The organism is Enterobacter cloacae complex sp. ECL352 (assembly GCF_020149545.1).
GTDB lineage: Bacteria > Pseudomonadota > Gammaproteobacteria > Enterobacterales > Enterobacteriaceae > Enterobacter > Enterobacter asburiae_B.
Genome location: NZ_CP083709.1, coordinates 1,447,698 through 1,471,886, shown reverse-complemented (window position 1 = coordinate 1,471,886; position 24,189 = coordinate 1,447,698). Strand labels below are relative to the sequence as shown.

Genomic DNA, 24,189 nt, shown 5'->3' with positions numbered 1-24,189 from the left:
TAAATGTTAGTTCTATGTCGCTCAATTTCAGGAAAAGCATTACCTGAAAATGTAAGAATTATGGGGGAAACGGATGAAACTGACTTCTCACCTTTGCAACCAGACCAGCAATATAAGGTTTATGGGTTGATGTTCTTCGCATCCAGAATAGATTTTTTAGTTTGCCCTCCATCAGGTGGTCCGATGTGGGTTCCATCAAACCTATTTGATGTTGTAGAAGATGAAATTCCTCTCGGGTGGGGATGTGTCCTTACTGAAAGAAGTGAAGGGTATGCCGATTTATCTGAGGCTTTTGGGATTCATTCAATCTGTGGATATCTTGAGCTGATAAGGTCGTACTCACATTACGTTGGGATACTTGAACGTGATCCGGAAGAGCTAAAGGTTTTTTATTCTCAATAGCAAAAAGATCCCGCCTTTCGAGCCGGGATCTTTTTACCTGTCAGCCCTTGGTCGGTTTGATCACCAGCCGTCCTTGCTCCACGCTGACCGTGACCGGCATGTCGGTGCTGAATCCCGCCTCTACCAGCCAGTTATCATTAAGGCGCAGGCTGGGATGCGGGAATAGTACGTGGTCGTTCGGCTTATTGGGAACAGTCTACAGGTACTGTTGTAATTCGTTATCAGAAAGCATCTGATGGCAGAACGTCTTTTAGACCGGTAAACGGTAGGACATACTTTGATAATTTGAGGTGATGAATGGATGTAATATCTATTGCAGGGAAACAAGCTCAATTAACTCTTGGTGAGAATGAGTTATTAATCCTGAATTCAGCTTTGAATGAGATTTGTAATGGTATCTCTGTTCCTGAGTTTGAAACCAGAATAGGGGCTTCGAAAGAAGAGGTCTGTACATTACTTAGTTAAATAGGCTGTATTTTAGACAATATGATCGCTTAAAAAGAATCCCGGCCATCGCACCGGGATCTTCTTTTAGCCGTCAGGCTCACCTAAAATGCCCGTCCCGGTGCTTCATCACCAGCACATCGCCGGTATCGTTCAGCACTCCCGGAAACCCTTCCAGCTACCGTAACATCTTTGGCCTATTAATACTGGCGACGCTCAGCCCCTCGAGCTGCACCACGCTGGGTTTCAGTAATCTCCACAACGAGAGCCAGACCAGCGGCAACGGCTACATGGTGGCGCTTTCCGGCAGCGCGGGCGGCAGCGGCAACGGTGAAAACCGCAACCTGGCACCGGCCATCGGTACGGGCCAGGCAGAAGAGAGCCACACCGGCACGACCTCATCAGCGGTGAGTGGCGGTAGCATTGTCATTCGCAACCCGGCGGGACAGAAACAGGATATTGCTGACCTGAGCCGTGATACGGCTGACGCCCACCACGGCGTGGACGTGAACGGTGATGTGCAGAAGGTCAGGGATAACCTGGCGGTCCAGAGCGAAGGCGCGGCGCTGGCTACCTCTGCGCTGGATGCTTACGGCAAGTATGCGGAGCAGAAAGCGCGTGAATCCAATGCGGCGCTGGGCGCGAAGCTGGCGTCAGAAGGAAAACTGCAGGGCGATACGCCGCAGGAGCAGGAAGCGTTCCTGAAGACGCAGCCCGGATATCAGAATACCGAATACGGTCCGGGGAGTGCCTTCTGGACGAAGGGCAGCGCAGCGGCAGGATTACTGGCAGGTGCGCTTGGCGGTAACCTGAAGGCAGGCGCGGCAGCAGGGGCGGCCCCTCTGCTGGCGACCCTGGTCAAGGAGCAGAAAGACCCGACAGCCCGTGCCGCGCTGCACGGTATTGTGGCGGCGGCGCTGACGCAGCTGAGTGGCGGGAGCAGTACGGATGGCCTGAAGGCCGGTGCTATAGGGGCCATCACGGCCTCGGCGATGACCGACCATCTGGTCAGTGCGTTGTATGGAGATAAAAAATCCAGTGACCTGACGGCAGAGGAGAAACGGCTGGTCAGTAGCCTCGTGAGTATCGCGGGTGGGCTGGCAGGCGCTGCGGTGACGGATGGCAGCGTCTCCATGGCGGCGACGGCTTCGGAAACGGCGAAGGTGGAGGTTGAGAATAACTCGCTGAACAGCGCAATGTGCGCACAGGAGCCGTGGGCATGCAGAAATCCATTGCTGGAAGGTGGTGGGTTTGTGCCAGGAGGCGGGACTGCTGCCGCCACTGGTGCAGGTGTAGCAATCGGTGAAGCGCTGACTAATGATAAAGAACAGCCAAATACTGGCGCAAATTGGACGGATGAAGAGAAGGCAGAACTGGGGGGGGCGGGATCAGGCACGCCGGGAGGCTGGGGACCGCAGGATGAGGAGAATGCTCGGAGCGCCGAGTCTCAACCAAATAAATCCGATGTAAGTAACATATCTTCCCTACCTGTTGAAGAGCAAATAGGTATATTGAGAGATGCAGCAAAAGGGAATAAAGGTAATTTTGGTTTAGGTCAGGCGACTGCCAAAGATGCTAATGCATTGGGTGAAGCATGGGTAGGGCCGGGGTATCGAGTGTCTAGTGATGGCACGGCATGGGTAAGCTCTGACGGATTGAGAGTTTATCGACCACCTTCATCTAAACCAAATAGCCCTCATGCCACGACGGGAGTTCAGGCCAATTTTGAACAAAAACTCACACCAACAGGAAGACCTATTAGCAATGGGCATTTGGATATAACTAAATGAATATTGAATTGAAAGGACTGAGATCGCTAGAACTTGAAGACAGTTTGATAAACTATTGGCCAACTGATCCTGTCAATTTCGGTTGTTGGGTAAGAGCAATGATTGGACCGAATGATGAAGATGGTGCTGAAGCTTTTGATATGTTGGTATGCACGCCAACTTGGCTTCAAAACGAGCTAGCATCAAATAAAACTTTGTCTGGTAAGGGTATGATTATCGTAGAAGAATATGATTATGATGAGATCCTTTCTTATTTAGAAGAACAGATCGTTGCCTGCAATGATAGTGATTGGTCAAAAGCTGCCATAAAATTAAGTCGGTTGAGCTTTTGGGAATATGAAGATTATCACCCCTGACATAGCAAGCCAGATCCCGGCCACTTTGCCGGGATCGTTTAATTAGCCGTTAAGTTTACCCACAATACGGCACTGGGCGCGAAGCTGGCGTCAGAAGGAAAACTGCAGGGCGATACGCCGCAGGAGCAGGAAGCGTTCCTGAAGACGCAGCCCGGATATCAGAATACCGAGTACGGCCCGGGGAGTGCCTTCTGGACGAAGGGCAGCGCAGCGGCGGGATTACTGGCAGGCGCGCTTGGCGGTAACCTGAAGGCAGGCGCGGCAGCGGGGGCGGCCCCTCTGCTGGCGACCCTGGTCAAGGAGCAGAAAGACCCGACAGCCCGTGCCGCGCTGCACGGTATTGTGGCGGCGGCGCTGACGCAGCTGAGTGGCGGGAGCAGTACGGATGGCCTGAAGGCCGGTGCTATAGGGGCCATCACGGCCTCGGCGATGACCGACCATCTGGTCAGTGCGCTGTATGGAGATAAAAAATCCAGTGACCTGACGGCAGAGGAGAAACGGCTGGTCAGTAGCCTCGTGAGTATCGCGGGTGGGCTGGCGGGCGCTGCGGTGACGGATGGCAGTTTCTCCATGGCGGCGACGGCGTCGGAAACGGCGAAGGTGGAGGTTGAGAATAACTCTCTGAAGAGCATGATGTGCGCGGAAAGTCCTTGGGACTGCCGCGATAATCCGCTGATTGAAGGTGGAGGCTCCAGAGGTGCTTACAATCCTACAGGTAGAAGTGGTAATCCCATGAATACCAAAGGTTCTAATTCACCTGCGGTAATTGGTGAGCGAGCATATTCAGCTCATGCTGTTGATCGTATGCAGGGGCGTGGCGTCCCGCCTTCAGCAGTAGAAAATACAATAAAGACAGGAAACATTTATCCGACAAAACCTGGAACTACGGGATACTACGATGCAACCAACAATCTTCGGGTAATAATTAACACTAATACAGGCGATGTTGTAACTGTAATTCCGGGAGCACCTACGAAATGAATGATCGATTTTTATATGAGCAAGTTAGATCTGTTCTATTACAAGAATGGGATCCTATAGGTATCAATGATCTCATTGAGGCCAGTGATGAATATGATGCATATGTACAACCTATTTGTGAGATGTTATACGCGGGAAAAGAAATCGAAGATATTTATCAATATTTACATTGGGTTGCTACGGATCATATGTGTTTGAATGGAGATAGTGATTTGGATCGTATAATTGCTGAAAAGTTATTTTATTTGCCAAAAACTCACTAAGATAATAGATCCCGTCCACAGGGCCGGGATCTTCTTTTAGCCGTCAGGCTCACCTAAAATACCCGTCCCGGCCCCTAATCACCACCACATCGCCGATATCGTTCAGCACTCCCGCTGCACCAAGCTGGGTTTCAGTAATCTCCACAACGGTTGCCAGACCAGCGGCAACAGCTATACGGTGGCGCTTTCCGGCTGCGCGGATGGCAGAGGAAACGGTGAAAACTGCAACCTGGCACCGGCCATCGGTACGGGCCAGGCAGAAGACATTGCTACCTCCCCCGATACCCAATGGTTTGCTCAGACCGGAACTGGTGGGGCGTATACAAACGCAGGAAGGCCGGCAAGGTGGGTTGCTTGGGAAGAACGAGATGGTGTCAGAGTTCGTGTGCTATACGAGCCCGCTAGTGGGAAAATTGTAACAGCGTTTCCGGATAGTAATCCGACTCCTCCAACTTTAAAACCTATTAAAAAATAGTGTGGGTGAAATGGATATTAACGACGAAATTAGAGAATTTGGTGAAGGATTAAAAAGTCGTCTGGATCCTTCATTAGTTGACTTTGCCCTTGGTTATCTTGGGTTTTCAGAGAATGTATTAGGGAAGGTGCGAATAAGCAGGTCATTTCTTCCCAAGCTGACTCGCTGATTAAAATTTCGCGGATCTGGGCCGATTTTTTTCCCGCAAACACATCGAATCAGCCTATTTAGGCTATTTTTTCCACCATTTCTGGCGTTATTTCCGGTTTTTACTGAGATCTCTCCCACTGACGTATCATTTGGTCCACCCGAAACAGGTTGGCCAGGGTGAATAACATCGCCAGTTGGTTATCGTTTTTCAGCAGCCCCTTGTATCTGGCTTTCACGAAGCCGAACTGCCGCTTGATGATGCGAAACGGGTGCTCCACCCTGGCACGGATGCTGGCTTTCATGTATTCGATGTTGATGGCCGTTTTGTTCTTGCGCGGATGCTGCTTCAAGGTTTTTACCCTGCCGGGACGCTCGGCGATCAGCCAGTCCACATCCACCTCGGCCAGCTCCTCGCGCTGTGGCGCTCCCTGGTAGCCGGCATCGGCTGAGACAAATTGCTCCTCTCCATGAAGCAGATTACCCAGCTGATTGAGGTCATGCTCGTTGGCCGCGGTGGTGACCAGGCTGTGGGTCAGGCCACTCTTGGCATCGACACCAATGTGGGCCTTCATGCCAAAGTGCCACTGATTGCCTTTCTTGGTCTGATGCATCTCCGGATCGCGTTGCTGCTCTTTGTTCCTGGTCGAGCTGGGTGCCTCAATGATGGTGGCATCCACCAAAGTGCCTTGGGTCATCATGACGCCTGCTTCGGCCAGCCAGCGATTGATGGTCTTGAACAATTGACGGGCCAGTTGATGCTGCTCGAGCAGGTGGCGGAAATTCATGATGGTGGTGCGATCCGGCAGGGCGCTATCCAGGGATAATCGGGCAAACAGGCGCATGGAGGCGATTTCGTACAGGGCATCTTCCATGGCACCGTCGCTCAGGTTGTACCAATGCTGCATGCAGTGAATACGCAGCATGGTCTCCAGCGGATAGGGCCGTCGGCCATTGCCCGCCTTGGGATAAAACGGCTCGATGACAGCGGTCATATTCTGCCATGGCAGAATCTGCTCCATGCGGGAGAGGAAAATCTCTTTTCGGGTCTGACGGCGCTTAGTGCTGAATTCACTATCGGCGAAGGTGAGTTGATGGCTCATGATGTCCCTCTGGGATGCGCTCCGGATGAATATGATGATCTCATATCAGGAACTTGTTCGCACCTTCCCTAGAGCCGAGAATTGTTTACCAGCCATCAAGGCGATTAAAAGTGGAAGATCTTTGTCGCGCTATTCGACAAAAATTATGTATTGATCAGTTGATACCGAAAGTGTTGGAAGTTCTGACTGAAAATCCGTTGGCGGGTGAATATTACGATGGCGAACTAATTGCTGCCTTATCAACGATAAAAGGAGAAGATCTAAAAGATCAGAAAAGTACTTTTATCCAAATAAGGAAGCTCATAAACCAGCTAGCACATTCAAGCGTTAACAATAAGTTAAGAAAAGATATATTAAGAATAAATCAAATAATCATATAACGAATCCCGGCCACTGTGCCTGGATCGCTTAATCAGCCGTTAAGTTTACCCGCAATGCGGCGCTGGGCGCGAAGCTGGCGACCCTTGTCAAGGAGCAGAAAGACCTGACAGCCCGTGCCGCGCTGCACGGTATTGTGGCGGCGGCGCTGACGCAGCTGAGTGGCGGGAGCACTGCGGATGGCCTGAAGGCTGGTGCCATTGGAGCCATTACGGCCTCGGCGATGACGGACCATCTGGTTAGCGCGCTGTATGGAGATAAAAAATCCAGTGACCTGACAGCAGAGGAGAAACGGCTGGTCAGTAGCCTCGTGAGTATAGCGGGTGGTCTGGCGGGCGCTGCGGTGACGGATGGCAGTGTCTCCATGGCGGCGACGGCGTCGGAAACGGCGAAGGTGGAGGTTGAGAATAACTCGCTGAGTAAGGACAAACCAAATATCTTCGATATTAATCCAATGCTGAAAATTGGAATTGAGGATGCAGACGGAGAGTTGCTGAAAGGTGGCGGTGGAATAGCAAAAGGTGGGGGGCGTGCAGTTAGTTCCCTGGAAGGAGCGAAGCTAAAAGAATACTATCGACAGGCTGAGAAATATGGGCAAGCTGGGGTTAAGGAACTGGAGAATGGAAATTATCGCTTTTATGGTGATATGACGCCTTCCAGAACAACTGGAGAAATGGCTGGAGCTCGACTGGTAAGAGAGTGGGATCCAAAAACAGGTCAAACCCGAACTTGGTATGAAACACTTGATCATGCTGGCAATATTCGTAGTGTGGCTCCGAAACCCGTTACTAATGATAAGAACCACCATATTTTTGATGCTGATGGGAATTATCAAGGAAGGAGATAAATATGAACGAACTTCCAACGCGTTACGAAATTTCTAGCGTAATTAATAAGTTGAAAGTGGGTGTGGTAGACAGAACCTACGTTGCTCAATGGGCTTTTTCAATTATTGATGCGGATGATATTAGAATCACTGATCAAGTTGCCTGGAAAGTGATTCAAAGCTTAGGTGCTGTCGATCTTCCTTCCTCAGATCGAGATTACTTGTATGGTATCGATGATTTTAATGATTGGTTGCGATTATTGGAATCATGATATTAGAGATCCCGGCCGCCAATCCGGGATCTTACTTTTATCGGTCAGGAAAAAGAGACAAGGGGGGTGAATGCCCATTACCTGCAACGACTAACGCTATCATCGATACCCTTTCTGATACCGGAGATTTTTCAATAGGCTCCGCAGACTATGCTGCTGATGGTGCATTGGCTCTGACAGCCTGGCGATAGGTGACAGTTACTGCAATAAAGCTCTAAACGCCCTGGAAGGTAAGCATCAGGGTGTTGCGAATACCATAAAAAACCTGATGAAAACTGAAGCCTGGTCAGCTATTGGGGGAGATGGCAAATCAGGCTCTGGACGGGAATTAGCTCGCAGTGGAAGGTATGGGTGCGCTGGCAGCATTGGCTCTACGCAGGATTGTCAAAGCAAAAAAGGCTGCATCCCGCAGCCTTTTCTCTCCCATTCACCCTTTCGGGAACACCCACACATACTTCTCAGGCAGCGAAAGATGGCAGTGCTGCGGATCCCGAACCTCATGCCCATACGCACGAATGACAAAATCATCTCCCACCGTGCGGAACAGGTACTCCCAGCGGTCGCCGAGATACATGCTGGTGAGCAGCGGCAGCTCAAGCTGATTTTCCCCTGGCCCCTCGACCACCGCCACGCGTTCGACGCGGATCACCGCCGTCGCTTCTTCACCGCTCTGCACCCCTTCACCGGCCTGGCCCCACAGCACCCAACCTTTTCCTTCGATACGCGCTTTGCCGTCGCGCACTTCGGTGACTTTGCCGTGCAGGCGGTTGTTGCTGCCCATAAACTCGGCGGTAAAAAGCGTTTTCGGCGAGCCGTACATCTCCTGCGGCGTGCCCTGTTGCTCAATTTTGCCGTTGTTAAGCAGCAGGATGCGGTCGGAAATCGACATCGCTTCGTTCTGGTCGTGCGTCACCATCAGCGCGGATAGCCCGAGCTTGATAATCAGCTCGCGCAGGAACACGCGGGCCTCTTCGCGCAGCTTGGCGTCGAGGTTAGAGAGCGGTTCGTCCAGCAAAATCACCGGCGGGTTGTACACCAGCGCCCGGCCAATCGCCACGCGCTGCTGCTGTCCGCCGGAGAGCTGGTGCGGGTGACGTTTGCCAAGATGGCCCAGACCAAGCTGGTCCAGCACGTCCTGCACGCGCTGCTGGATCTCTTTGGCCGGGACTTTGCGCAGCTTGAGCGGATAGGCCACGTTCTCAAACACGGTCTTGTGCGGCCACAGGGCATAGGACTGGAACACCAGCCCAAGGTTACGCTCTTCCGCCGGGACCTCGCTGCGCGGCGTGCCGTCGTAAACTTTATTATTGCCAATGACAATGGACCCCTGCGTCGGTTTTTCCAGACCCGCAACGGCGCGCAGGAGGGTGGTTTTACCGCTGCCGGAGGGGCCTAACAGGGAGACCACTTCGCCGCGCTTCAGGTTCATGGAGACACCTTTTAAAACAGGATTGTCGCCGTAGGTTAAGTGCAGATCGTCAACCGCTAATTCAATCATGTATTTTCACTCCGAAACGAAGGGCAATGCCCAGACCTACCACGACCAGCAGGATGTTAATGAAAGAGAGCGCCGCCACGATATCGATGGCACCCGCGGCCCAGAGGGAAACCAGCATCGAGCCGATGGTTTCCGTGCCGGGTGAAAGCAGGTACACACCCGTTGAATATTCACGCTCAAAGATCAGGAACATCAGCAGCCACGAACCGATAAGACCGTAGCGGGAGAGCGGGATGGTGACGTGGCGGGTGATCTGCCCGCGCGTCGCCCCGGTGCTGCGCGCCGCTTCCTCAAGCTCTGGCCCTACCTGCAGCAGCGTGGAAGAGATCAGCCTCAGCCCGTAAGCCATCCACACCACGGTATAGGCCAGCCAGACGCTGAAAATGGTGCTGCGCAGCGAACGCAGCCAGACGATGACGTTTTCGCGCATCCAGTCGGTCCAGGCGAACCCGGAAAGCCAGCCGGATTTCAGCGAGTTATCCAGCCACATCGGCAGGAACAGGAACACCCACAGGAACGCCAGACCCGCCAGCAGGCCAGGCACGGCGCGCGGCACCAGCACGCTGTAGTCCAGAAAACGCGTGGTGTTGTCCGGCTTGCGGTGCATGGCAATGCCGACAAACAGGTAGCACACCACGGCCAGCGCGCCGCCAATCACGCCAATCGCCATGGAGTTGACGATGGCGCGCAGCAGGTTGGGCTGCGCCCAGATGGTGCGGAAGGTGTTCAGAGAAAGCTCGTCCCACAGCGAAACGCCCACGCCCCAGTTGGAGATAAACGCGCGCAATACCACGCCGAGCAGCGGAACGCCGATGGTGACGGTGAGCCAGAAGGCAATCACTCCGCCAGCCACCCAGCGCCATTTACCCAGCGGCAGCGCGCGTGCCTGCGAGGCTTTCCCCTTCATGGTGACGAAGCGGTTGGCGGTGCGCATCAGGCGACGCTGGAGCATCACCAGCGGGATGGTGATGCAGATCAGCACCACGGCAACCGCCGCCATCAGGTTATAGGATGGGGTGCCCATCTTGTTCGTCAGCTTATAGAGATAGGTCGCCAGCACCATGTTGCCTTCCGGGTCGCCGAGGACCAGCATCAGGCCGAACACTTCCAGCCCGAGGAAGAACAGCAGCACGGTGGCGTACAGAATGGACGGGCGCACCATCGGCAGGCTGACGGAGGTCATGACCTGCCAGGGCGACGCGCCCGCGGTGCGTGCGGCTTCTTCCACATCGGAGCCCACGCTGCGCAGCGCAGACGATATATACAGATAGGCGTGCGGGACGTGCGTCAGGCCGGCGATGACCACAATGCTCGACATGTCGTAGATATTCCACGGCACAAAGCCAATCAGCGCCTGAGCCCACTGGGAGAGAAAGCCCACCGGACCGGCGGCCACCACGTAGCCAAAGCCCAGCACCATCGGTGAAACGAAGATCGGGACCAGGATCAGCGGCTCAATCAGCCGGCGGCCGGGCAGGTCGGTACGCACCATCAGAAACGCCAGCACGCCACCCAGCGGGATGGAGATAAAGACCAGCCCGAAAGCAAGAATAAAGCCGCTTTTCAGGGCCTTATAAAAATCAGGGTCGGTGAAAATAAACTCAAATGATTCAAAGCTCCACTCTTTTGACGGCGAAAAGAACGGGGCGGACAGGAAGCTCTGTATCACGATAAACGACAGCGGCGTATAGATAACCAGGGCGGTTATCAGCACGACGATGCCTCGCGGCAGGCTTTGCCACTTTCTGCGTAATGTATTCATGGGGTATCCCTGGTGTTGCGGCCCAGAAAAACGAACTCAGTCGATAAGGGAGCGCGGCGGCCTGCGCCGCGCTCAGACGCTTATTTACCGGCGGCGGTACGCCACTCTTTGATGTACTCCAGGCGTTTTTTCGGCTGCAGGTATTCCAGCAGCGTTTCATCAACCGGAATTGGCTTCAGCGCGTTACCGAGGATTTTGGTCAGGCCGTCGATATCATTTTTCCCTTCGATATCGTTACGAATGGAGGGAATATCCGCCTGATTGGCCAGAATGTTTTGCCCTTGTTCAGACAGCACATAGTCCAGCCACAGCTTAGCGGCGTTGCTGTTTTGCGATTGCTGGCTGATGAACGACACGCGCGACAGCACCAGGGTGTAATCTTTTGGATAGGAAATGCCGAGCGAAGGATCGTTCTTCGCGCGCGCTTCCGCGTAGGAACCGAGGATGTTGAAGCCGATCAGGTTTTCACCGGAGGAGACGCGCTCCATCATGGTGCCGGTAGACGACTGCACCGATAAGCCACCTTTGGCGACGTCGGCCAGGGTTTTGAAGTAATTAGGATCGGCGTTGTGATCCTGAACCGAGAGCATAAAGCCCAGACCCGATTTTTCGATGTCGTAGGTGGTGACTTTGCCCTTGAATTTGTCCGTCTGGCTGGCAATCAGTTTCGCCAGCGCGGCGTGAGAATCCGGCACGTCGCCAGCCGGGATCAGGCGCTTGTTGTAGATAAAGACCACCGGCTCATAGGTAGTGCCATAAGCCTTATCCCTCCAGACCGCCCATTTCGGCAGCTGGCTTTGCTCCGGCGATTTATACTCCATGGCGTAGTCGGTGGCGAGCTTCAGGCCGGTGTCCATAGAGGAGCTCCAGACCACGTCGCCGCTCACGCCACCGGAGGCCTGTTCGCTGATGAAGCGGTTGTACAGCTCGGTGCTGTTCATGTCGTTGTATTCGACTTTAATGCCCGGGTAGGTTTTTTCGAAGCCCTGGATCAGCGGTCCCGCGGCCTTGATGTCGGTGGTGGAGTAAATAACAACCTTGCCCTCTTTCGTTGCGGCATCAACAACTTTTTGATATTCAGCAGGATAGCCCTGCGGCAGGGCAGAGAGTGCAGAAGCAGAGAACAGTACAGTAGCGGTAAGCAGAGAAATTCGGAACGTGTTCGACATTATAGTTAACCTTTTAGTTACATTTGAGGAACTAATTGTCAACATAGCGTATCGGGCTCCACCCACAAGAGGGTGAAGCGGGCAATGATTCCGAAGTGTGATTGTCGCCGTCGTTTCAGCAATTAACACCATAAAATCCGCGAACGTTAGCCTGTGAACGGTTCTGGATTACGGTTTATCGGGCGCTTTGCGGTATAACCTTCGCGGATGACCTATATTGCCATACAGCATTTCGACGCTGATTAACCCACTCTCCACGCAGTATTCAAGGTAGCGACGCCCCGTGGTTTTGCTGATCCCCACGTTTTCCACCACCTCTTCAACCGACATCGCGGTATCGGGATGCTCGGCGAACAGGTTTTTAATCCGTTCCAGCGTCTGGGGTTCAATGCCCTTCGTCGACGGCGTAATGGAGGCTTCCGCGGCGGGAAGATTAAACAGGCGATCCAGCGCATGCTGGTCGACCACCTTCACCTGCTGCACGGTGTGGATGAAACGCATAAACCGCTCCAGCGAGGCGTGCAGGCGCTGGAAAAAGACGGGCTTAATCAGGTAGTCAAACGCGCCGCTGCGCATGGCGTGGCTGCAGGTCTGCATATCGCTGGCGGCGGTGATGAAAATCACCGAGCATTCGTAGCTTTTCAGTAGCGGATTATCAATTAACTCCACGCCTTTACCGTCCGGGAGATAGTTGTCCAGCAGGATAAGTCGCGGCTGGTGCTGACGAATCAGGCTGCATGCCTGCTCAATCGACGCGGCGATGCCCACCACGCGCAGATGGAAATTCTGCTCGATATACTCGCGATGCAGCTCCGCCAGGTGCGGCTCATCTTCAACTATCACAACGTCAAGTGGTCGGGTCATGCTGTTGCCCATTCGGAATAAACACAGAAAAAATAGTGCCCTGCGGCGTGTTGTCGGCAATCTCAATGCTGCCGCCGGCCTTGTCGATATATCCTGCCACCAGGAACAGGCCAATACCGTGCTCGGTACCCACAATGTCGTTTTCGCTGTCCGGCTTGCTGCTGAATCCCTGGCGGAAAATGTGCGGCTTCAACGCATCGTCCACCCCGCAGCCCCGGTCAGCCACCTCGATCAGCAGCTCCTGGTTACGGTCAGAAATGTAGAGTTCTACCGGCGCGTGGACCGGCGCGTTGAGTGTCGCCTCCACGGCGTTGTCCAGCAGATTACCAATAATGGACATCAGCTCCGTTTCACTCAGCGCGGCAGGCATGCGGGTGAGCTGGCAGGCGGGGTCAAACAGCAGCTCGATGCCTTTTTCGCGCGCGCTGACGTATTTTCCGAGCAGCAGCCCGCACAGCGCCGGGGAGACAAAATGGGCTGAGACAAAGTCCAGCACGCGCTGCGCGCCTTCTGACTGCACCTGGATGTAACGGATGGCCTCGTCATAATGTTTCATCTGCAGTAGCCCGACGAGAGTGGCGGTCCAGTTCAGCTGTTCGTGGCGCATAATGCGCAGGTTATCCGCATAGCGTTTGATCTGACTGAGCTGGCTGCTGAGCGTGTTGATGTCATTTTTGTCGCGAAAGCTGTATACCCAACCGCTTTCAACGCCCGGTTCGACCTCAATGGCTACCCGGTTGACGATCACCTCGCGCTGGTTCAGCACCGCAATCTGGTCGTGGCTGCCAGCGCTCACCGAGGCGTAGCGCTGGGATAAAAACCCCGGCGCCGTCTGCAGAATGTCTTCCAGCGGTTTACCGATAAGTTCTTTCTCACTTTGCCGAATATCCAGCATTTCGCGTGCCGCGCGGTTAATTAAAATCAGCTGCTTCTCGCCATTAACGGCAAATACCCCTTCGTACATGGCTTCTAATAGCGCGCGCTGCTGCAAAACCAGCTGAGCGATATCTTTCGGCTCCAGCCGGAACATCTGTTTTTTTAAATTGCGGGTAAACAGCCAGGAGAAAATAAACAGCAGCAGCAGAAGCGCAGCGCCGTATAGCCCGGACTGCCAGAGAATGCGGGCGTTAATATTGGCAATATACGACGTCAGATAGCCGACCGAGACAATACCAATCACCTGATGCTGCGCGTTGAAGATGGGCGCTTTGCTGCGTAGCGACACGCCAATTCCGCCCTGACGCACGGAAATAATGGTTTTGCCCTTTAACACCTCGGCATTATCCCCGCCGATCATCGGTAAATTAATACGCTCCGGGGATTCCGAATGATAAAGGTGCTGCTCCTCGGTATCGCCAATCACAATGTAGCTGGCATCGCTTTCGGCGCGCAGCGGCTGAATTAACCGGGCTATTCCCGGAATATCTCTGGCCGCTACCATTGCCGCCAGACCCGGCATCAGCGCGATCTGGCTGGCCTGAACCCGGGCGCGCTGGCCGAGATCGTGATGGAGCTGTCGGTCAATAAAATGGAACAGGATTGTTCCCAGCAGAACTAACAGCAGGCAGGAGAAGCACACCAGCGCTAAAAACAGCTTTACCTGAAAAGAGAGTCTGCGTTTCATTCAACCTGCGGAAGTTATGTAAAAGTGACATTTGCCGAGCCTGACATGGGCCAATAGCGGACGCAATCTGGCGAGAAAAGAGTTGTGACCTGGCTTTTCGTTTTCGGCGTTATAGCCATCAGGATCCCGTAAGGCTATGCTTCATTCAGCACGATAATAATTACAGAGGCAATGTCATGGACAAAGAACTACTGGATGCGGGTTACCGGGCCTATACCGGCGAGAAAATTGACGTTTACTTCAATACCGGGATCTGCAAACACTCAGGTAACTGCGTGCGTGGGAGCGCAAAGCTGTTTAATCTGAAACGTAAGCCGTGGATCATTCCCGATGAAGTGGACGTTGAAACGGTTGTACGCGTGATTGATACCTGCCCGAGCGGTGCGCTGAAGTATCGCCAAAAATAAGCGAGGAACCATGGATATTCTGGAAGGCCATAACAAGTTTTACGTCAATGATGCGAACGGCAACCAGGTTGCGGAGATTGTCTTTGTACCGACCGGCGAGCACCTGAGCATTATCGAGCACACCGATGTGGATGAGAGCCTGAAAGGGCAGGGCGTCGGTAAACAGCTGGTGGCGAAAGTGGTGGAGAAGATGCGCGGTGAGAACCGTAAAATTATCCCGCTGTGCCCGTTCGCGAAGCATGAGTTTGATAAAACGCGGGAATATGACGATATTCGGGCGTAAATAACACCGGCGATGGCCGGTGTTTTTTTATCTTACCTGCTCAAACAGCAATACCATCGCGATCAGCACCATTATCCCTCCTGACGCCATGCTCACCCTACGCGCCGCCTGTGGCCGGGTCGCCAGTACCGCTTTCGAACCATACCCCACCAGCAGATAGACCAGCGTACAGGTAATAAGGTGCATCACGCCAAGCGCGGACATTTGCATCGCTAGCGACCAGCTTCCGGTCGGGTCGGTAAACTGCGGAAGCAGCGCCAGGAAAAGTAAAAAAACTTTCGGGTTAAGGCCGCTAATGCAGAGTCCTTTCACCGCCCACTGTCTCCAGTTTCCCGCATGGTGGGTGGCCTTTTCCGGTGCGGCCGGGTGACGCAACAGCCCGATGCCAAGCCAGAGGAGATACACGGCCCCCGCAACGGTCAGCCCGGTTAACGCCAGCGGATGCTGAGCAATCACTACGCCCACGCCAGCCACCACAATCAGCGTAGCTAACAGATGCCCGGACATTAACCCCATCACCGCCGGTACCACGCGTCGCCCGTTAATCCCGGCGCTAATGGCGTAGGCCCAGTCGGCGCCCGGCGTCATGATGAGCAGAAAAGAAACCACCCAAAAGCCGGCCACAATACTCATTTCCATCGTTCTGAAAACTCCCGCAGTGCGTCAAACGTTGAGAAAAAGAATATCGCTAACCCTGCGAAATAGGCTTTCAATGTTATGCTCATAACACCGTGAAAATGAGAAAATCTTCCACATGGATAGCATCGATCGAAAAATTCTTGCTGAGCTACAGTCTGATGGCCGCTTATCCCTTACCGAGCTGGCGGAAAGAGTGAATCTGAGCCTCTCGCCGTGCCATCGTCGCGTGCGGGCGCTGGAGCAAAGCGGGGCCATAACGGGATACCGTGCCAGCCTCGACCCCGCCAAAATGGGATTCAACTTCCTGGCGATAGTGTTTGCGACGCTGAAGGAGGGTGACAGAAAGGCGGTTAGCGCGTTTGAAGCGGCGGTGGAGGAAATCCCGCAGATCGTGCTGGCTCAGCGTCTGTTTGGCGATCCCGATTATCTGATGCACGTCGTGACCCGCGACCTGTCCGCTTTCCAGAAACTCTACGACGAGAAGCTCTCCGCCATGCCCGGCGTGCAGCACCTTCGCTCTACGCTTGTGATGAAAACGGTCGTGCAGGACAGACCTTTTCCGCTGTAATCAGCAGGGCGAGACTGAGAGGCATGCCCGGCAGAACGCCGGGCATGCAGGGCGTTTAGCCGACAAACATCACCGACACGCACAGCACGCCGACGATCAGCGTCAGCAGGTTGCCAATGGAGCGGTACTGTTTCAGTGAGGGGATCAGATACATCGACAGCGTCGGCATGATAAACAGGATCATGGCGATAAGCGGGCCGCTGATGGCGTAAATCATCGAAATGGCGTTCGGGTTAATGCAGCAGACGGCAAAGGTGATTAACGACACCCCCATAATGGAAATCGCGCGGTTAAAGGCGCGGCTCTTTTTCACGCCCACCTGATTGAGCGACGACTTCACGATCTCCGTCGCCCCTTCAATCACCCCAAAATAGGTGCCGAGGAACGATTTCGACATCGCAATAATCGCCACGATAATCCCGGAAATGCCCAGCCACGCCGGAGAAGAAGGCATCATCGACAGCGCGGACAGGATCGTTACCCCTTGCTCTTTGGCGGCCACAATGTACGACGGCGGAATTGAGAGCAGGCAGCTGAAGACAAAAAACAGCACGCTCAGGCAGATGATCAGGTACGCCACCTTCATGATTTTCTTGCATTTATCCATGGCGCCGTTAGCAAATTTCTCGCGACGGTCAACGGCAAACGTTGAGATAATCGGGGTATGGCTGAAAGCAAACACCATCACCGGAATCGAAATCCATACCTGATGCAGCGTATGACGATCGACGGCCATCTGGCTGGTCAGCAGCGAAGGTTGCCAGCTTCCGGTCAGATAGAACGAGACAAACAGAAAATAGGCAATCAGCGGAAACACCAGGAAGCCCATCACTTTTATCGTGATATGGCGCCCCATCAGGAAGATCAGATTCAGAACCAGCACCACTCCCAGGCTGACCAGCACGCGAACGGCGGTATCCACCGTCAGGTGTTTCGCCAGCTGCTCCGTGAGCGAGTTGGTGATGGCCACCGCATAAATCTGCACCACCACAAAGAAGGCGATGAAATAGAGCGTGGTGATCAGGTTGCCAATCTTCCTGCCGTAATAGTGCGAGACGGCGCCGGTGATCCCTTCGTTGCCTTTTGTTTTCGACGACAGGATAAATTGCACCAGCGCCCGGTGCGGCCAGTAGGTTAAGGGATAGGCCACGAGGGCGGTAATAAACAGGACGATAGCGCCTGCGGAGCCCAGCTGAATGGGCAAGAACAGCGTTCCTGCGCCCACGGCCGTGCCATAGAGAGCGAAACTCCAGAGAGTCTCATCTTTTGACCAAATTTTCGACATTAGAGCAACGTATCAACTATCAAACCATCGGAATGGCGTGCAATTTACCATAGTTATGCCTGAAGAGCGCAGTTGCTTCGACGGAGTTTGGCCGGAACGGGCGTCCGGCCAAAGGCGGTTTAGCCTGCCAGGGCTCGCCGTTGCTGGCGACGCTTAAGAAATTTCTCGCGCAGGCAATCGTATGCCCAGTTATAGAACATGGTGTAGGGCAGGAAGAACAGGAAGAAACCTATTTCCAGCGTGAATGCCTGAAGCAGGGTAACGCCCAGCACGGCGGCGACAATCGACACACCAATCACAATAAACCCGCATTCGAACCCCAGCGCATGCAGCGCACGTACTTTTGCGGTACGTTTGACGCGCTGAACGGGCCAGAAACGGTCGAAGCCGAAGTTATAAAGAATGTTCCAGAGCATGGCGGTAGTGGCCAGGATAATGGTCAACCCCCCCATCTCCACCACGGAACGCTGCATGAGCCACGCCGCCGTAGGGGCGAGGATCGCCGTCGCAATCCCTTCGAAACAGACAGCATGAAAGATCCGCTCCGGCAGTTTACGTTGGAGTGCATCCTGATGTTGCATAGTCATAGACCTCATTAATTCGCCGGTATGGGCGTTGATGCAGCCTATTTTCATCGCTAAAGCTGATATATTAAAGTTAGTATCCATCGCTAAAGTAGATAGGTTATGCGCTATTCACCCGAAGCCCTTAAGGCGTTTGTCGAGACCGTTGCGGCGGGCTCTTTTTCCGCTGCCGCGCGAAGGCTGCGTAAAAGCCAGTCGACGATCAGCACGTCAATTGCCAATCTTGAAGCCGATCTGGGTTTTGAGCTGTTTGACCGCTCGGCGCGCCAGCCGGTGTTAACGGTCCAGGGAGAACAGGTGCTGGGCTATGTGCAGGCGATCCTGGCCGCCAGCACGCGGCTGGATGAGCTGGCGGTATCGCTAACGGCGCAAACGGAGGCGCGTCTGACGTTTGTCCTTTCCGATACCCTCAACCCGGACGTGCTGGAAGAGATGATGAAGCAGTTTGACGCGCATTTTCCCCATACGGAATTCGAATGTCTGATTGGCGAGGAAGAGGACGTGATCGATCTGCTGCAAAAGGAGCGAGCGCAGATTGGCCTGACGGAAGCGCGCGACAGTTACCCTACGGATATTGGCGTCACCCGCCTGCCGATGCAGACCCGCATGGCGATCTACGTCGCGACCACGCATCCGCTGGCCGGACAACATGACGTTCAGCATGACGAGCTGCACGGCTGGCGAGAGCTGCGGCTCAGCACCTATCTTGAGCGCGAGGCTGAGATCGCGCGCGGGCCCGTCTGGTCAGCACCGAATTACCTGTTACTCTTGAGTATGGCGGTACAGGGATTTGGCTGGTGCGTGCTGCCGTGCGCTCTGGTGGATGAATTTGCCGCCGCGAAATCCCTGGTACAGCTCAGTGTTCCCGGCTGGCCGCGGGCGATCGGCATCGATCTGCTGTGGAATAAACGATCCCCTCCCGGCGTTGCCGGCAGCTGGCTGCGGCAGTATCTGCAGGATGCGCGCTGATCCTTGTGATTAAACTCACTATTTTTAAACAATTAAGATAATTGCCAGTAACAATCCTCTACTATCGTCATGTCATTTAACACAGAGGTCGTGATGAAAGATGTCGTAATAGTGGGTGCGTTGCGTACAGCTATCGGCTGTTTTCAGGGAGCGCTCGCGCGTCACTCGGCGGTTGACCTGGGCAGCGTGGTGGTAAAAGCGCTGGTGGAACGCAGCGGGATCGCAGCACATGAAGTTGATGAGGTGATCCTGGGACAGGTTCTCACGGCCGGTGCCGGGCAAAACCCTGCGCGTCAGGCGGCGCTGAAGGGCGGGCTGCCCAATACCGTTTCGGCCATCACCATCAACGACGTCTGTGGTTCAGGATTAAAAGCGCTGCATCTCGCGACGCAAGCCATTCAGTGTGGTGAAGCGGACGTGATCATAGCGGGCGGGCAGGAGAATATGAGCCGCGCGCCGCACGTGTTGACCGACAGCCGGACCGGCGCACAGCTTGGCAACAGTCAGCTGCTCGACAGCCTGGTGCATGACGGGCTTTGGGATGCGTTCAATGACTATCATATGGGCGTGACGGCGGAAAACCTGGCGCGCGAGTACGGCATCAGCCGTGAGGTGCAGGATGCCTATGCGCTAAGCTCGCAGCAAAAAGCGCGTGCGGCAATTGATTCCGGTCGCTTTCGCGACGAGATTGTTCCGGTCAGCACGCAGCGTCAGAGCGGCGAGCGTATCCTCGTGGATACCGATGAACAGCCGCGCACTGACGCCAGCGCAGAAGGCCTGGCGAGGCTGAACCCCGCGTTTGAAATGCAGGGCTCGGTGACGGCGGGAAATGCCTCTTCCATTAACGACGGCGCTGCCGCCGTCATGATGATGAGCGAAAGCAAAGCCCTTGAACTCGATCTTCCGGTCCTGGCCCGCATTAAAGCATTCGCCAGCGTAGGGGTTGATCCTGCGTTAATGGGGATCGCACCGGTCTACGCGACCCGCCGCTGCCTGGAGCGTGCGGGGTGGCAGCTTTCGGATGTGGATCTGATCGAGGTGAACGAAGCCTATGCCGCGCAGGCGATCTCCGTCGGAAAAATGCTGGAGTGGGATCCTCTGCGGGTCAACGTTAACGGCGGCGCGATCGCGCTGGGCCATCCTATCGGTGCGTCCGGCTGCCGGATCCTGGTTTCGCTGGTCCACGAAATGAAAAAGCGCAATGCCCGCAAAGGGATTGCCACACTCTGTATAGGCGGCGGGCAAGGGGTGGCGCTGGCCATCGAACGCTAACCTCTTCTCATTAAAAATGACCTCCTCCGGGAGGTTTTTTTTCGCGTCCTTTTTCTCCCGGCGGCTTAATTGTGATCCGAACATCATTTTCGCTATAAACAAAAATAAAAATGAAACGTTGTTTTAAATATAATTGAAAAGCCCGCTTTATGCCGATAGTATGTGCTCATTATGAAAAACGGAACGCTGTTTCGTTTATTTCCGCCTTCGGGCATGACCACATCTGGAGGTTACCGTGGACGTCAGAGAAAGCATCCACAGTGCGCACGCCAAAACGCTGGATACTCAGGGGCTGCGCAATGCATTTTTAGTCGAGCAGGTATTCGAGGCCGACAGGTACACCATGGTTTACAGCCATATCGACCGCATCATTGTGGGCGGGATTCTGCCGGTCACGAAAAGCGTCTCCGTGGGCGGTGAGGTCGGTAAGCAGCTGGGCGTGAGCTACTTCCTCGAGCGTCGCGAGCTGGGGGTGATTAACATCGGCGGGCCGGGCACCATCACCGTAGACGGAAAATGCTATGAGATTGGCCATCGCGAGGCATTGTATGTGGGTAAAGGGGCGAAATACGTGGTCTTTGCCAGCATCGACGGCAGCAGGCCTGCGAAGTTTTACTACAACTGCGCGCCGGCTCACTCCACCTACCCAACCAAAAAAGTGACCACCGCAGACGTCGCACCCGTGACGCTGGGCGACAACCTCACCAGCAACCGCCGCACCATCAATAAATACTTCGTGCCGGACGTGCTGGAGACCTGCCAGCTCAGCATGGGATTGACCGAGCTCGCGCCAGGCAACCTGTGGAACACCATGCCGTGCCATACCCACGAGCGCCGGATGGAAGTCTACTTCTACTTCAACATGGATGAGGACGCCTGCGTATTCCACATGATGGGACAGCCGCAGGAAACGCGCCATATCGTGATGCACAACGAGCAGGCGGTGATTTCACCGAGCTGGTCCATTCACTCCGGCGTAGGGACGAAAGCCTACACCTTTATCTGGGGAATGGTGGGGGAAAACCAGGTCTTTGATGATATGGACCACGTTGCGGTCAGCGATCTGCGCTAGTCGCGGGCGGTGAAGCATAAACCTGCCTGTGAGTGACAGGCTCTGAAAGAGTAAGGAATAAACATGATTCTGGATGCATTCTCTCTGCAGGGGAAAGTGGCTGTGGTTTCCGGGTGTGACACCGGGCTGGGTCAGGGAATGGCGTTAGGCCTGGCGGAAGCGGGCTGCGATATCGTCGGAATTAATATCGTTGAACCGACTGAGACCATCGAACGCGTGACGGCCCTGGGCCGCCGTTTCCTGAGCCTGACCGCTGACCTGCGTAAAATCGATGCCATTCCTGAACTGCTGGACCGCGCGGTGGTTGAATTCGGTCATATCGACATTCTGGTGAACAACGCCGGGCTGATCCGCCGCGAAGACGCGATCGGCTTCAGCGAGCGCGACTGGGATGACGTGATGGATTTGAACATCAAGAGCGTATTTTTCATGTCCCAGGCGGCGGCGAAGCATTTTATTGCGCAGGGGCAAGGCGGCAAAATCATTAATATTGCCTCTATGCTCTCGTTCCAGGGCGGCATCCGCGTGCCGTCGTACACCGCGTCCAAAAGCGCCGTGATGGGCGTGACCCGCCTGCTGGCAAACGAATGGGCGAAACATAACATCAACGTGAATGCGATTGCGCCGGGCTACATGGCGACCAACAACACGCAGCAGCTGCGTGCTGACGAAGAGCGCAGCGCGGCGATCCTGGAGCGTATCCCTGCGGGACGCTGGGGTCTGCCGAGCGATCTGATGGGGCCGATTGTCTTCCTGGCCTCCTCCGCATCGGATTACATCAACGGCTACACCGTGGCTGTAGACGGCGGCTGGCTGGCGCGTTAATTCCACCTGTATTAAGAACCTCTGCCTGTGGGCGGAGGTTTTTTTTGCGCAATAATTGGCTTAGTCCATATCGATAAAGATGAAAAATCCATACTAAAAAATCGCAAATGACGGCAATCACACTTTTATTGCTTAAATATTAACTGATTAGTAAAAATGCGTGATTATTCGCCACCAGTTGAAATTGTAATGTCCATCACAGAACCGTATGCCGTAGCGGAATAATCCATAACTTCGCGATTTCCTGCCTGACACTTTTCCTCGCTTTCTCGTAATTTCAGTTAACGAATTTTGCTGTTGAGGCAGGAAAAATATGACATCGATAAATGACTCTACCCTAATGCCCGCTGCGCTGCGTGATACTCGCCGCATGAACCAGTTTGTCTCCATTGCCGCCGCCGTGGCGGGCCTGTTATTTGGACTGGATATCGGCGTCATTGCCGGCGCATTACCGTTTATTACCGATCACTTTACCCTCAGCAGTCGTCTGCAGGAGTGGGTGGTGAGCAGCATGATGCTCGGCGCGGCCATCGGCGCGCTGTTCAACGGCTGGCTGTCGTTCCGCCTGGGGCGCAAATACAGCCTGATGGTCGGGGCGATTCTGTTCGTTGCCGGCTCCATTGGCTCGGCGTTTGCCGCTAACGTTGAAATCCTCCTGCTCTCCCGCGTGCTGCTGGGCGTGGCGGTGGGGATTGCCTCCTACACCGCGCCGCTTTATCTCTCCGAAATGGCGAGCGAAAACGTGCGCGGCAAGATGATCAGCATGTATCAGCTGATGGTCACGCTGGGTATTGTGCTGGCGTTCCTGTCTGACACCTACTTCAGCTACAGCGGCAACTGGCGCGCGATGTTGGGCGTGCTGGCCTTACCGGCGCTGGTGCTGATCGTCCTGGTGATTTTCCTGCCAAACAGCCCGCGCTGGCTGGCGCAAAAAGGGCGTCACGTGGAGGCAGAAGAGGTTCTGCGCATGCTGCGCGATACCTCGGAAAAAGCGCGCGAAGAGCTGAACGAAATCCGCGAAAGCCTGAAGCTAAAGCAGGGCGGCTGGGCGCTGTTTAAGATCAACCGCAACGTGCGCCGCGCGGTCTTCCTCGGCATGTTGCTGCAGGCAATGCAGCAGTTCACCGGCATGAACATCATCATGTATTACGCGCCGCGCATTTTCAAAATGGCCGGATTCACCACCACGGAACAGCAGATGATTGCAACCCTGGTGGTCGGGCTGACCTTCATGTTCGCCACCTTTATTGCGGTATTCACCGTGGACAAAGCCGGGCGTAAACCGGCGCTGAAAATTGGCTTCAGCGTGATGGCGCTCGGTACGCTGATTCTGGGCTACTGCCTGATGCAATTTGATAACGGCACGGCCTCAAGCGGGCTTTCCTGGCTTTCTGTCGGTATGACCATGATGTGTATCGCAGGTTACGCGATGAGCGCCGCGCCGGTGGTGTGGATCCTGTGCTCCGAAATTCAGCCGCTCAAATGCCGTGACTTTGGCATCACCTGTTCCACTACCACCAACTGGGTGTCGAACATGATCATCGGTGCGACGTTCCTGACGCTGCTGGACGCGATTGGCGCAGCGGGAACGTTCTGGCTCTACACGGTGCTGAACGTAGCGTTTATTGGCGTTACGTTCTGGCTGATCCCGGAAACCAAAGGCGTGACGCTGGAACATATCGAGCGCAAGCTGATGGCAGGAGAGAAACTGCGGAACATCGGCGTGTGATTGTTTTGCCTGTTCGAAGGCTTCACTCTATGCCGTAACTGGAAAAGAAAAAGGTGGCTTAGCCACAATAATAATGTGACTAAGATCACTACTAACTCTGGTAGGGAGTAGACACAGAGAGGGAACAGGCATTAGGATTTTTCTTAGATTGTTGAATTGTCGGGCCACCGCTATCAATTGAGCAAAGACGCATTGCAGCCGG

The 24,189-nt window shown here is 54.4% G+C and carries 29 protein-coding genes; 17 read left to right on the top strand and 12 right to left on the bottom strand.

The annotated features are described in order from the left end of the window. Nucleotides 1-3: 3 nt before the first annotated feature. A complete protein-coding gene (locus tag LBF07_RS07185) occupies nucleotides 4-402 on the top strand; it encodes a hypothetical protein (protein ID WP_126327813.1) in 399 nt (132 codons plus the stop codon). A 40-nt stretch (nucleotides 403-442) separates the two neighbouring features. On the opposite strand, the gene LBF07_RS07180 is transcribed toward LBF07_RS07185, so the two are convergent. Continuing rightward, nucleotides 443-529, bottom strand: a complete 87-nt coding sequence (locus LBF07_RS07180; protein WP_224435148.1) for a SymE family type I addiction module toxin — start codon at nucleotides 527-529, stop codon at nucleotides 443-445. A 170-nt stretch (nucleotides 530-699) separates the two neighbouring features. On the opposite strand from LBF07_RS07180, the gene LBF07_RS07175 reads away from it, so the two are divergent. The 5 genes from LBF07_RS07175 to LBF07_RS07155 all read left to right on the top strand — a co-directional run bounded on the left by LBF07_RS07175 (nucleotide 700) and on the right by LBF07_RS07155 (nucleotide 4,236). Next, complete coding sequence (locus tag LBF07_RS07175; protein WP_165356709.1) at nucleotides 700-867, top strand: hypothetical protein; 168 nt, start codon at nucleotides 700-702, stop codon at nucleotides 865-867. A 269-nt stretch (nucleotides 868-1,136) separates the two neighbouring features. Continuing rightward, nucleotides 1,137-2,636 (top strand): VENN motif pre-toxin domain-containing protein, encoded by a 1,500-nt coding sequence (locus LBF07_RS07170; protein ID WP_094935376.1) that lies wholly within the window; start codon nucleotides 1,137-1,139, stop codon nucleotides 2,634-2,636. After that, nucleotides 2,633-2,992 carry an immunity 8 family protein gene (locus tag LBF07_RS07165; protein WP_094935375.1) on the top strand — a complete coding sequence of 120 codons (360 nt, stop codon included), beginning with the start codon at nucleotides 2,633-2,635 and terminating at the stop codon, nucleotides 2,990-2,992. The genes LBF07_RS07170 and LBF07_RS07165 overlap by 4 nt, the downstream gene beginning before the upstream one ends. A gap of 429 nt (nucleotides 2,993-3,421) precedes the next feature. Continuing rightward, on the top strand, nucleotides 3,422-3,973 hold the full coding sequence (locus LBF07_RS07160; RefSeq protein WP_198922204.1) for a VENN motif pre-toxin domain-containing protein: 552 nt from the start codon (nucleotides 3,422-3,424) through the stop codon (nucleotides 3,971-3,973). Further along, the gene (locus tag LBF07_RS07155; protein WP_094935933.1) at nucleotides 3,970-4,236 is read left to right on the top strand and encodes a hypothetical protein; all 267 of its coding nucleotides are present in this window, start codon (nucleotides 3,970-3,972) and stop codon (nucleotides 4,234-4,236) included. Before LBF07_RS07160 ends, LBF07_RS07155 begins: the two co-directional genes overlap by 4 nt. A gap of 568 nt (nucleotides 4,237-4,804) precedes the next feature. Here LBF07_RS07155 and LBF07_RS24700 read toward each other — a convergent pair. Then, nucleotides 4,805-4,999 carry a hypothetical protein gene (locus tag LBF07_RS24700; RefSeq protein ID WP_342707387.1) on the bottom strand — a complete coding sequence of 65 codons (195 nt, stop codon included), beginning with the start codon at nucleotides 4,997-4,999 and terminating at the stop codon, nucleotides 4,805-4,807. Continuing rightward, nucleotides 4,981-5,961 (bottom strand): IS5-like element ISKpn26 family transposase, encoded by a 981-nt coding sequence (locus LBF07_RS07145; protein WP_016156491.1) that lies wholly within the window; start codon nucleotides 5,959-5,961, stop codon nucleotides 4,981-4,983. The genes LBF07_RS24700 and LBF07_RS07145 overlap by 19 nt, the downstream gene beginning before the upstream one ends. 110 nt (nucleotides 5,962-6,071) lie before the next feature. Between LBF07_RS07145 and LBF07_RS07140 the strand changes: the two genes are divergently transcribed. Continuing rightward, nucleotides 6,072-6,341 carry a contact-dependent growth inhibition system immunity protein gene (locus tag LBF07_RS07140; RefSeq protein ID WP_290098969.1) on the top strand — a complete coding sequence of 90 codons (270 nt, stop codon included), beginning with the start codon at nucleotides 6,072-6,074 and terminating at the stop codon, nucleotides 6,339-6,341. 32 nt (nucleotides 6,342-6,373) lie between these two features. On the opposite strand, the gene LBF07_RS07135 is transcribed toward LBF07_RS07140, so the two are convergent. Continuing rightward, nucleotides 6,374-6,574 (bottom strand): hypothetical protein, encoded by a 201-nt coding sequence (locus tag LBF07_RS07135; RefSeq protein WP_039263302.1) that lies wholly within the window; start codon nucleotides 6,572-6,574, stop codon nucleotides 6,374-6,376. Here LBF07_RS07135 and LBF07_RS07130 point away from each other — a divergent pair. Further along, the gene (locus LBF07_RS07130) at nucleotides 6,563-7,186 is read left to right on the top strand and encodes a VENN motif pre-toxin domain-containing protein (RefSeq protein ID WP_224435135.1); all 624 of its coding nucleotides are present in this window, start codon (nucleotides 6,563-6,565) and stop codon (nucleotides 7,184-7,186) included. The genes LBF07_RS07135 and LBF07_RS07130 overlap by 12 nt on opposite strands. 2 nt (nucleotides 7,187-7,188) lie before the next feature. After that, nucleotides 7,189-7,437, top strand: coding sequence for a hypothetical protein (locus LBF07_RS07125; protein ID WP_058841043.1), 249 nt, complete (start codon nucleotides 7,189-7,191; stop codon nucleotides 7,435-7,437). A gap of 427 nt (nucleotides 7,438-7,864) precedes the next feature. Here the strand turns inward: LBF07_RS07125 and LBF07_RS07120 are convergent, their stop codons facing one another. The 5 genes from LBF07_RS07120 to LBF07_RS07100 all read right to left on the bottom strand — a co-directional run bounded on the left by LBF07_RS07120 (nucleotide 7,865) and on the right by LBF07_RS07100 (nucleotide 14,354). Continuing rightward, nucleotides 7,865-8,935, bottom strand: coding sequence for an ABC transporter ATP-binding protein (locus LBF07_RS07120; protein ID WP_094934848.1), 1,071 nt, complete (start codon nucleotides 8,933-8,935; stop codon nucleotides 7,865-7,867). After that, nucleotides 8,928-10,697, bottom strand: coding sequence for an iron ABC transporter permease (locus tag LBF07_RS07115; protein WP_023309073.1), 1,770 nt, complete (start codon nucleotides 10,695-10,697; stop codon nucleotides 8,928-8,930). The genes LBF07_RS07120 and LBF07_RS07115 overlap by 8 nt, the downstream gene beginning before the upstream one ends. Nucleotides 10,698-10,777: 80 nt before the next feature. After that, complete coding sequence (locus tag LBF07_RS07110) at nucleotides 10,778-11,866, bottom strand: ABC transporter substrate-binding protein (RefSeq protein ID WP_087823241.1); 1,089 nt, start codon at nucleotides 11,864-11,866, stop codon at nucleotides 10,778-10,780. A gap of 168 nt (nucleotides 11,867-12,034) precedes the next feature. Next, nucleotides 12,035-12,730 (bottom strand): response regulator, encoded by a 696-nt coding sequence (locus LBF07_RS07105; RefSeq protein ID WP_075202213.1) that lies wholly within the window; start codon nucleotides 12,728-12,730, stop codon nucleotides 12,035-12,037. Next, nucleotides 12,714-14,354 (bottom strand): sensor histidine kinase, encoded by a 1,641-nt coding sequence (locus LBF07_RS07100; protein ID WP_048975230.1) that lies wholly within the window; start codon nucleotides 14,352-14,354, stop codon nucleotides 12,714-12,716. The genes LBF07_RS07105 and LBF07_RS07100 overlap by 17 nt, the downstream gene beginning before the upstream one ends. 176 nt (nucleotides 14,355-14,530) lie before the next feature. Here LBF07_RS07100 and yjdI point away from each other — a divergent pair, with 176 nt between their 5' ends. Both yjdI and LBF07_RS07090 read left to right on the top strand, forming a co-directional pair. Next, nucleotides 14,531-14,761 (top strand): 4Fe-4S mono-cluster protein YjdI, encoded by a 231-nt coding sequence (gene yjdI, locus LBF07_RS07095; RefSeq protein ID WP_008499689.1) that lies wholly within the window; start codon nucleotides 14,531-14,533, stop codon nucleotides 14,759-14,761. A gap of 10 nt (nucleotides 14,762-14,771) precedes the next feature. Continuing rightward, complete coding sequence (locus LBF07_RS07090; protein ID WP_008499687.1) at nucleotides 14,772-15,044, top strand: GNAT family N-acetyltransferase; 273 nt, start codon at nucleotides 14,772-14,774, stop codon at nucleotides 15,042-15,044. A gap of 27 nt (nucleotides 15,045-15,071) precedes the next feature. On the opposite strand, the gene LBF07_RS07085 is transcribed toward LBF07_RS07090, so the two are convergent. Then, nucleotides 15,072-15,683 (bottom strand): LysE family translocator, encoded by a 612-nt coding sequence (locus tag LBF07_RS07085; RefSeq protein ID WP_039263308.1) that lies wholly within the window; start codon nucleotides 15,681-15,683, stop codon nucleotides 15,072-15,074. Nucleotides 15,684-15,798: 115 nt separating this feature from the next. Here LBF07_RS07085 and LBF07_RS07080 point away from each other — a divergent pair, with 115 nt between their 5' ends. Beyond that, nucleotides 15,799-16,251: an Lrp/AsnC family transcriptional regulator gene (locus tag LBF07_RS07080; RefSeq protein WP_029742214.1), complete on the top strand. Its 453-nt coding sequence runs from the start codon at nucleotides 15,799-15,801 to the stop codon at nucleotides 16,249-16,251. Between the two features lie 55 nt (nucleotides 16,252-16,306). On the opposite strand, the gene LBF07_RS07075 is transcribed toward LBF07_RS07080, so the two are convergent. Next, nucleotides 16,307-17,536: an amino acid permease gene (locus LBF07_RS07075; protein WP_094934846.1), complete on the bottom strand. Its 1,230-nt coding sequence runs from the start codon at nucleotides 17,534-17,536 to the stop codon at nucleotides 16,307-16,309. A 119-nt stretch (nucleotides 17,537-17,655) separates the two neighbouring features. Then, nucleotides 17,656-18,117, bottom strand: coding sequence for a multidrug/biocide efflux PACE transporter (locus tag LBF07_RS07070; RefSeq protein ID WP_032660189.1), 462 nt, complete (start codon nucleotides 18,115-18,117; stop codon nucleotides 17,656-17,658). Nucleotides 18,118-18,222: 105 nt separating this feature from the next. Here LBF07_RS07070 and LBF07_RS07065 point away from each other — a divergent pair, with 105 nt between their 5' ends. From LBF07_RS07065 to LBF07_RS07045, 5 genes are all read left to right on the top strand, one after another. Then, nucleotides 18,223-19,089 (top strand): LysR family transcriptional regulator, encoded by an 867-nt coding sequence (locus LBF07_RS07065; protein WP_033146457.1) that lies wholly within the window; start codon nucleotides 18,223-18,225, stop codon nucleotides 19,087-19,089. Between the two features lie 93 nt (nucleotides 19,090-19,182). After that, a complete protein-coding gene (locus tag LBF07_RS07060) occupies nucleotides 19,183-20,361 on the top strand; it encodes an acetyl-CoA C-acetyltransferase (RefSeq protein WP_038417283.1) in 1,179 nt (392 codons plus the stop codon). Between the two features lie 235 nt (nucleotides 20,362-20,596). After that, complete coding sequence (kduI, locus tag LBF07_RS07055; RefSeq protein ID WP_094934845.1) at nucleotides 20,597-21,433, top strand: 5-dehydro-4-deoxy-D-glucuronate isomerase; 837 nt, start codon at nucleotides 20,597-20,599, stop codon at nucleotides 21,431-21,433. A 63-nt stretch (nucleotides 21,434-21,496) separates the two neighbouring features. Beyond that, nucleotides 21,497-22,258 (top strand): 2-dehydro-3-deoxy-D-gluconate 5-dehydrogenase KduD, encoded by a 762-nt coding sequence (gene kduD, locus LBF07_RS07050; RefSeq protein ID WP_094934844.1) that lies wholly within the window; start codon nucleotides 21,497-21,499, stop codon nucleotides 22,256-22,258. Nucleotides 22,259-22,571: 313 nt separating this feature from the next. Further along, the gene (locus LBF07_RS07045) at nucleotides 22,572-23,987 is read left to right on the top strand and encodes a sugar porter family MFS transporter (RefSeq protein WP_032660200.1); all 1,416 of its coding nucleotides are present in this window, start codon (nucleotides 22,572-22,574) and stop codon (nucleotides 23,985-23,987) included. Nucleotides 23,988-24,189: the final 202 nt, after the last annotated feature.

What these genes read in the sequence shown, in the direction of transcription:
- LBF07_RS07115 (WP_023309073.1), bottom strand. Translation starts at nt 10,697, where the DNA reads ATGAATACATTACGCAGAAAGTGGCAAAGCCTGCCGCGAGGCATCGTC.
- LBF07_RS07060 (WP_038417283.1), top strand. Translation starts at nt 19,183, where the DNA reads ATGAAAGATGTCGTAATAGTGGGTGCGTTGCGTACAGCTATCGGCTGT.
- LBF07_RS07170 (WP_094935376.1), top strand. Translation starts at nt 1,137, where the DNA reads ATGGTGGCGCTTTCCGGCAGCGCGGGCGGCAGCGGCAACGGTGAAAAC.
- yjdI (WP_008499689.1), top strand. Translation starts at nt 14,531, where the DNA reads ATGGACAAAGAACTACTGGATGCGGGTTACCGGGCCTATACCGGCGAG.
- LBF07_RS07120 (WP_094934848.1), bottom strand. Translation starts at nt 8,935, where the DNA reads ATGATTGAATTAGCGGTTGACGATCTGCACTTAACCTACGGCGACAAT.
- LBF07_RS07090 (WP_008499687.1), top strand. Translation starts at nt 14,772, where the DNA reads ATGGATATTCTGGAAGGCCATAACAAGTTTTACGTCAATGATGCGAAC.
- LBF07_RS07075 (WP_094934846.1), bottom strand. Translation starts at nt 17,536, where the DNA reads ATGTCGAAAATTTGGTCAAAAGATGAGACTCTCTGGAGTTTCGCTCTC.
- LBF07_RS07100 (WP_048975230.1), bottom strand. Translation starts at nt 14,354, where the DNA reads ATGAAACGCAGACTCTCTTTTCAGGTAAAGCTGTTTTTAGCGCTGGTG.
- LBF07_RS07085 (WP_039263308.1), bottom strand. Translation starts at nt 15,683, where the DNA reads ATGGAAATGAGTATTGTGGCCGGCTTTTGGGTGGTTTCTTTTCTGCTC.
- LBF07_RS07045 (WP_032660200.1), top strand. Translation starts at nt 22,572, where the DNA reads ATGACATCGATAAATGACTCTACCCTAATGCCCGCTGCGCTGCGTGAT.
- LBF07_RS07110 (WP_087823241.1), bottom strand. Translation starts at nt 11,866, where the DNA reads ATGTCGAACACGTTCCGAATTTCTCTGCTTACCGCTACTGTACTGTTC.
- kduD (WP_094934844.1), top strand. Translation starts at nt 21,497, where the DNA reads ATGATTCTGGATGCATTCTCTCTGCAGGGGAAAGTGGCTGTGGTTTCC.
- LBF07_RS07165 (WP_094935375.1), top strand. Translation starts at nt 2,633, where the DNA reads ATGAATATTGAATTGAAAGGACTGAGATCGCTAGAACTTGAAGACAGT.
- LBF07_RS07155 (WP_094935933.1), top strand. Translation starts at nt 3,970, where the DNA reads ATGAATGATCGATTTTTATATGAGCAAGTTAGATCTGTTCTATTACAA.
- LBF07_RS07160 (WP_198922204.1), top strand. Translation starts at nt 3,422, where the DNA reads ATGACCGACCATCTGGTCAGTGCGCTGTATGGAGATAAAAAATCCAGT.
- LBF07_RS07145 (WP_016156491.1), bottom strand. Translation starts at nt 5,961, where the DNA reads ATGAGCCATCAACTCACCTTCGCCGATAGTGAATTCAGCACTAAGCGC.
- LBF07_RS07080 (WP_029742214.1), top strand. Translation starts at nt 15,799, where the DNA reads ATGGATAGCATCGATCGAAAAATTCTTGCTGAGCTACAGTCTGATGGC.
- LBF07_RS07135 (WP_039263302.1), bottom strand. Translation starts at nt 6,574, where the DNA reads ATGGTCCGTCATCGCCGAGGCCGTAATGGCTCCAATGGCACCAGCCTT.
- LBF07_RS07130 (WP_224435135.1), top strand. Translation starts at nt 6,563, where the DNA reads ATGACGGACCATCTGGTTAGCGCGCTGTATGGAGATAAAAAATCCAGT.
- LBF07_RS07070 (WP_032660189.1), bottom strand. Translation starts at nt 18,117, where the DNA reads ATGCAACATCAGGATGCACTCCAACGTAAACTGCCGGAGCGGATCTTT.
- LBF07_RS07185 (WP_126327813.1), top strand. Translation starts at nt 4, where the DNA reads ATGTTAGTTCTATGTCGCTCAATTTCAGGAAAAGCATTACCTGAAAAT.
- LBF07_RS07175 (WP_165356709.1), top strand. Translation starts at nt 700, where the DNA reads ATGGATGTAATATCTATTGCAGGGAAACAAGCTCAATTAACTCTTGGT.
- LBF07_RS07065 (WP_033146457.1), top strand. Translation starts at nt 18,223, where the DNA reads ATGCGCTATTCACCCGAAGCCCTTAAGGCGTTTGTCGAGACCGTTGCG.
- LBF07_RS07105 (WP_075202213.1), bottom strand. Translation starts at nt 12,730, where the DNA reads ATGACCCGACCACTTGACGTTGTGATAGTTGAAGATGAGCCGCACCTG.
- LBF07_RS07125 (WP_058841043.1), top strand. Translation starts at nt 7,189, where the DNA reads ATGAACGAACTTCCAACGCGTTACGAAATTTCTAGCGTAATTAATAAG.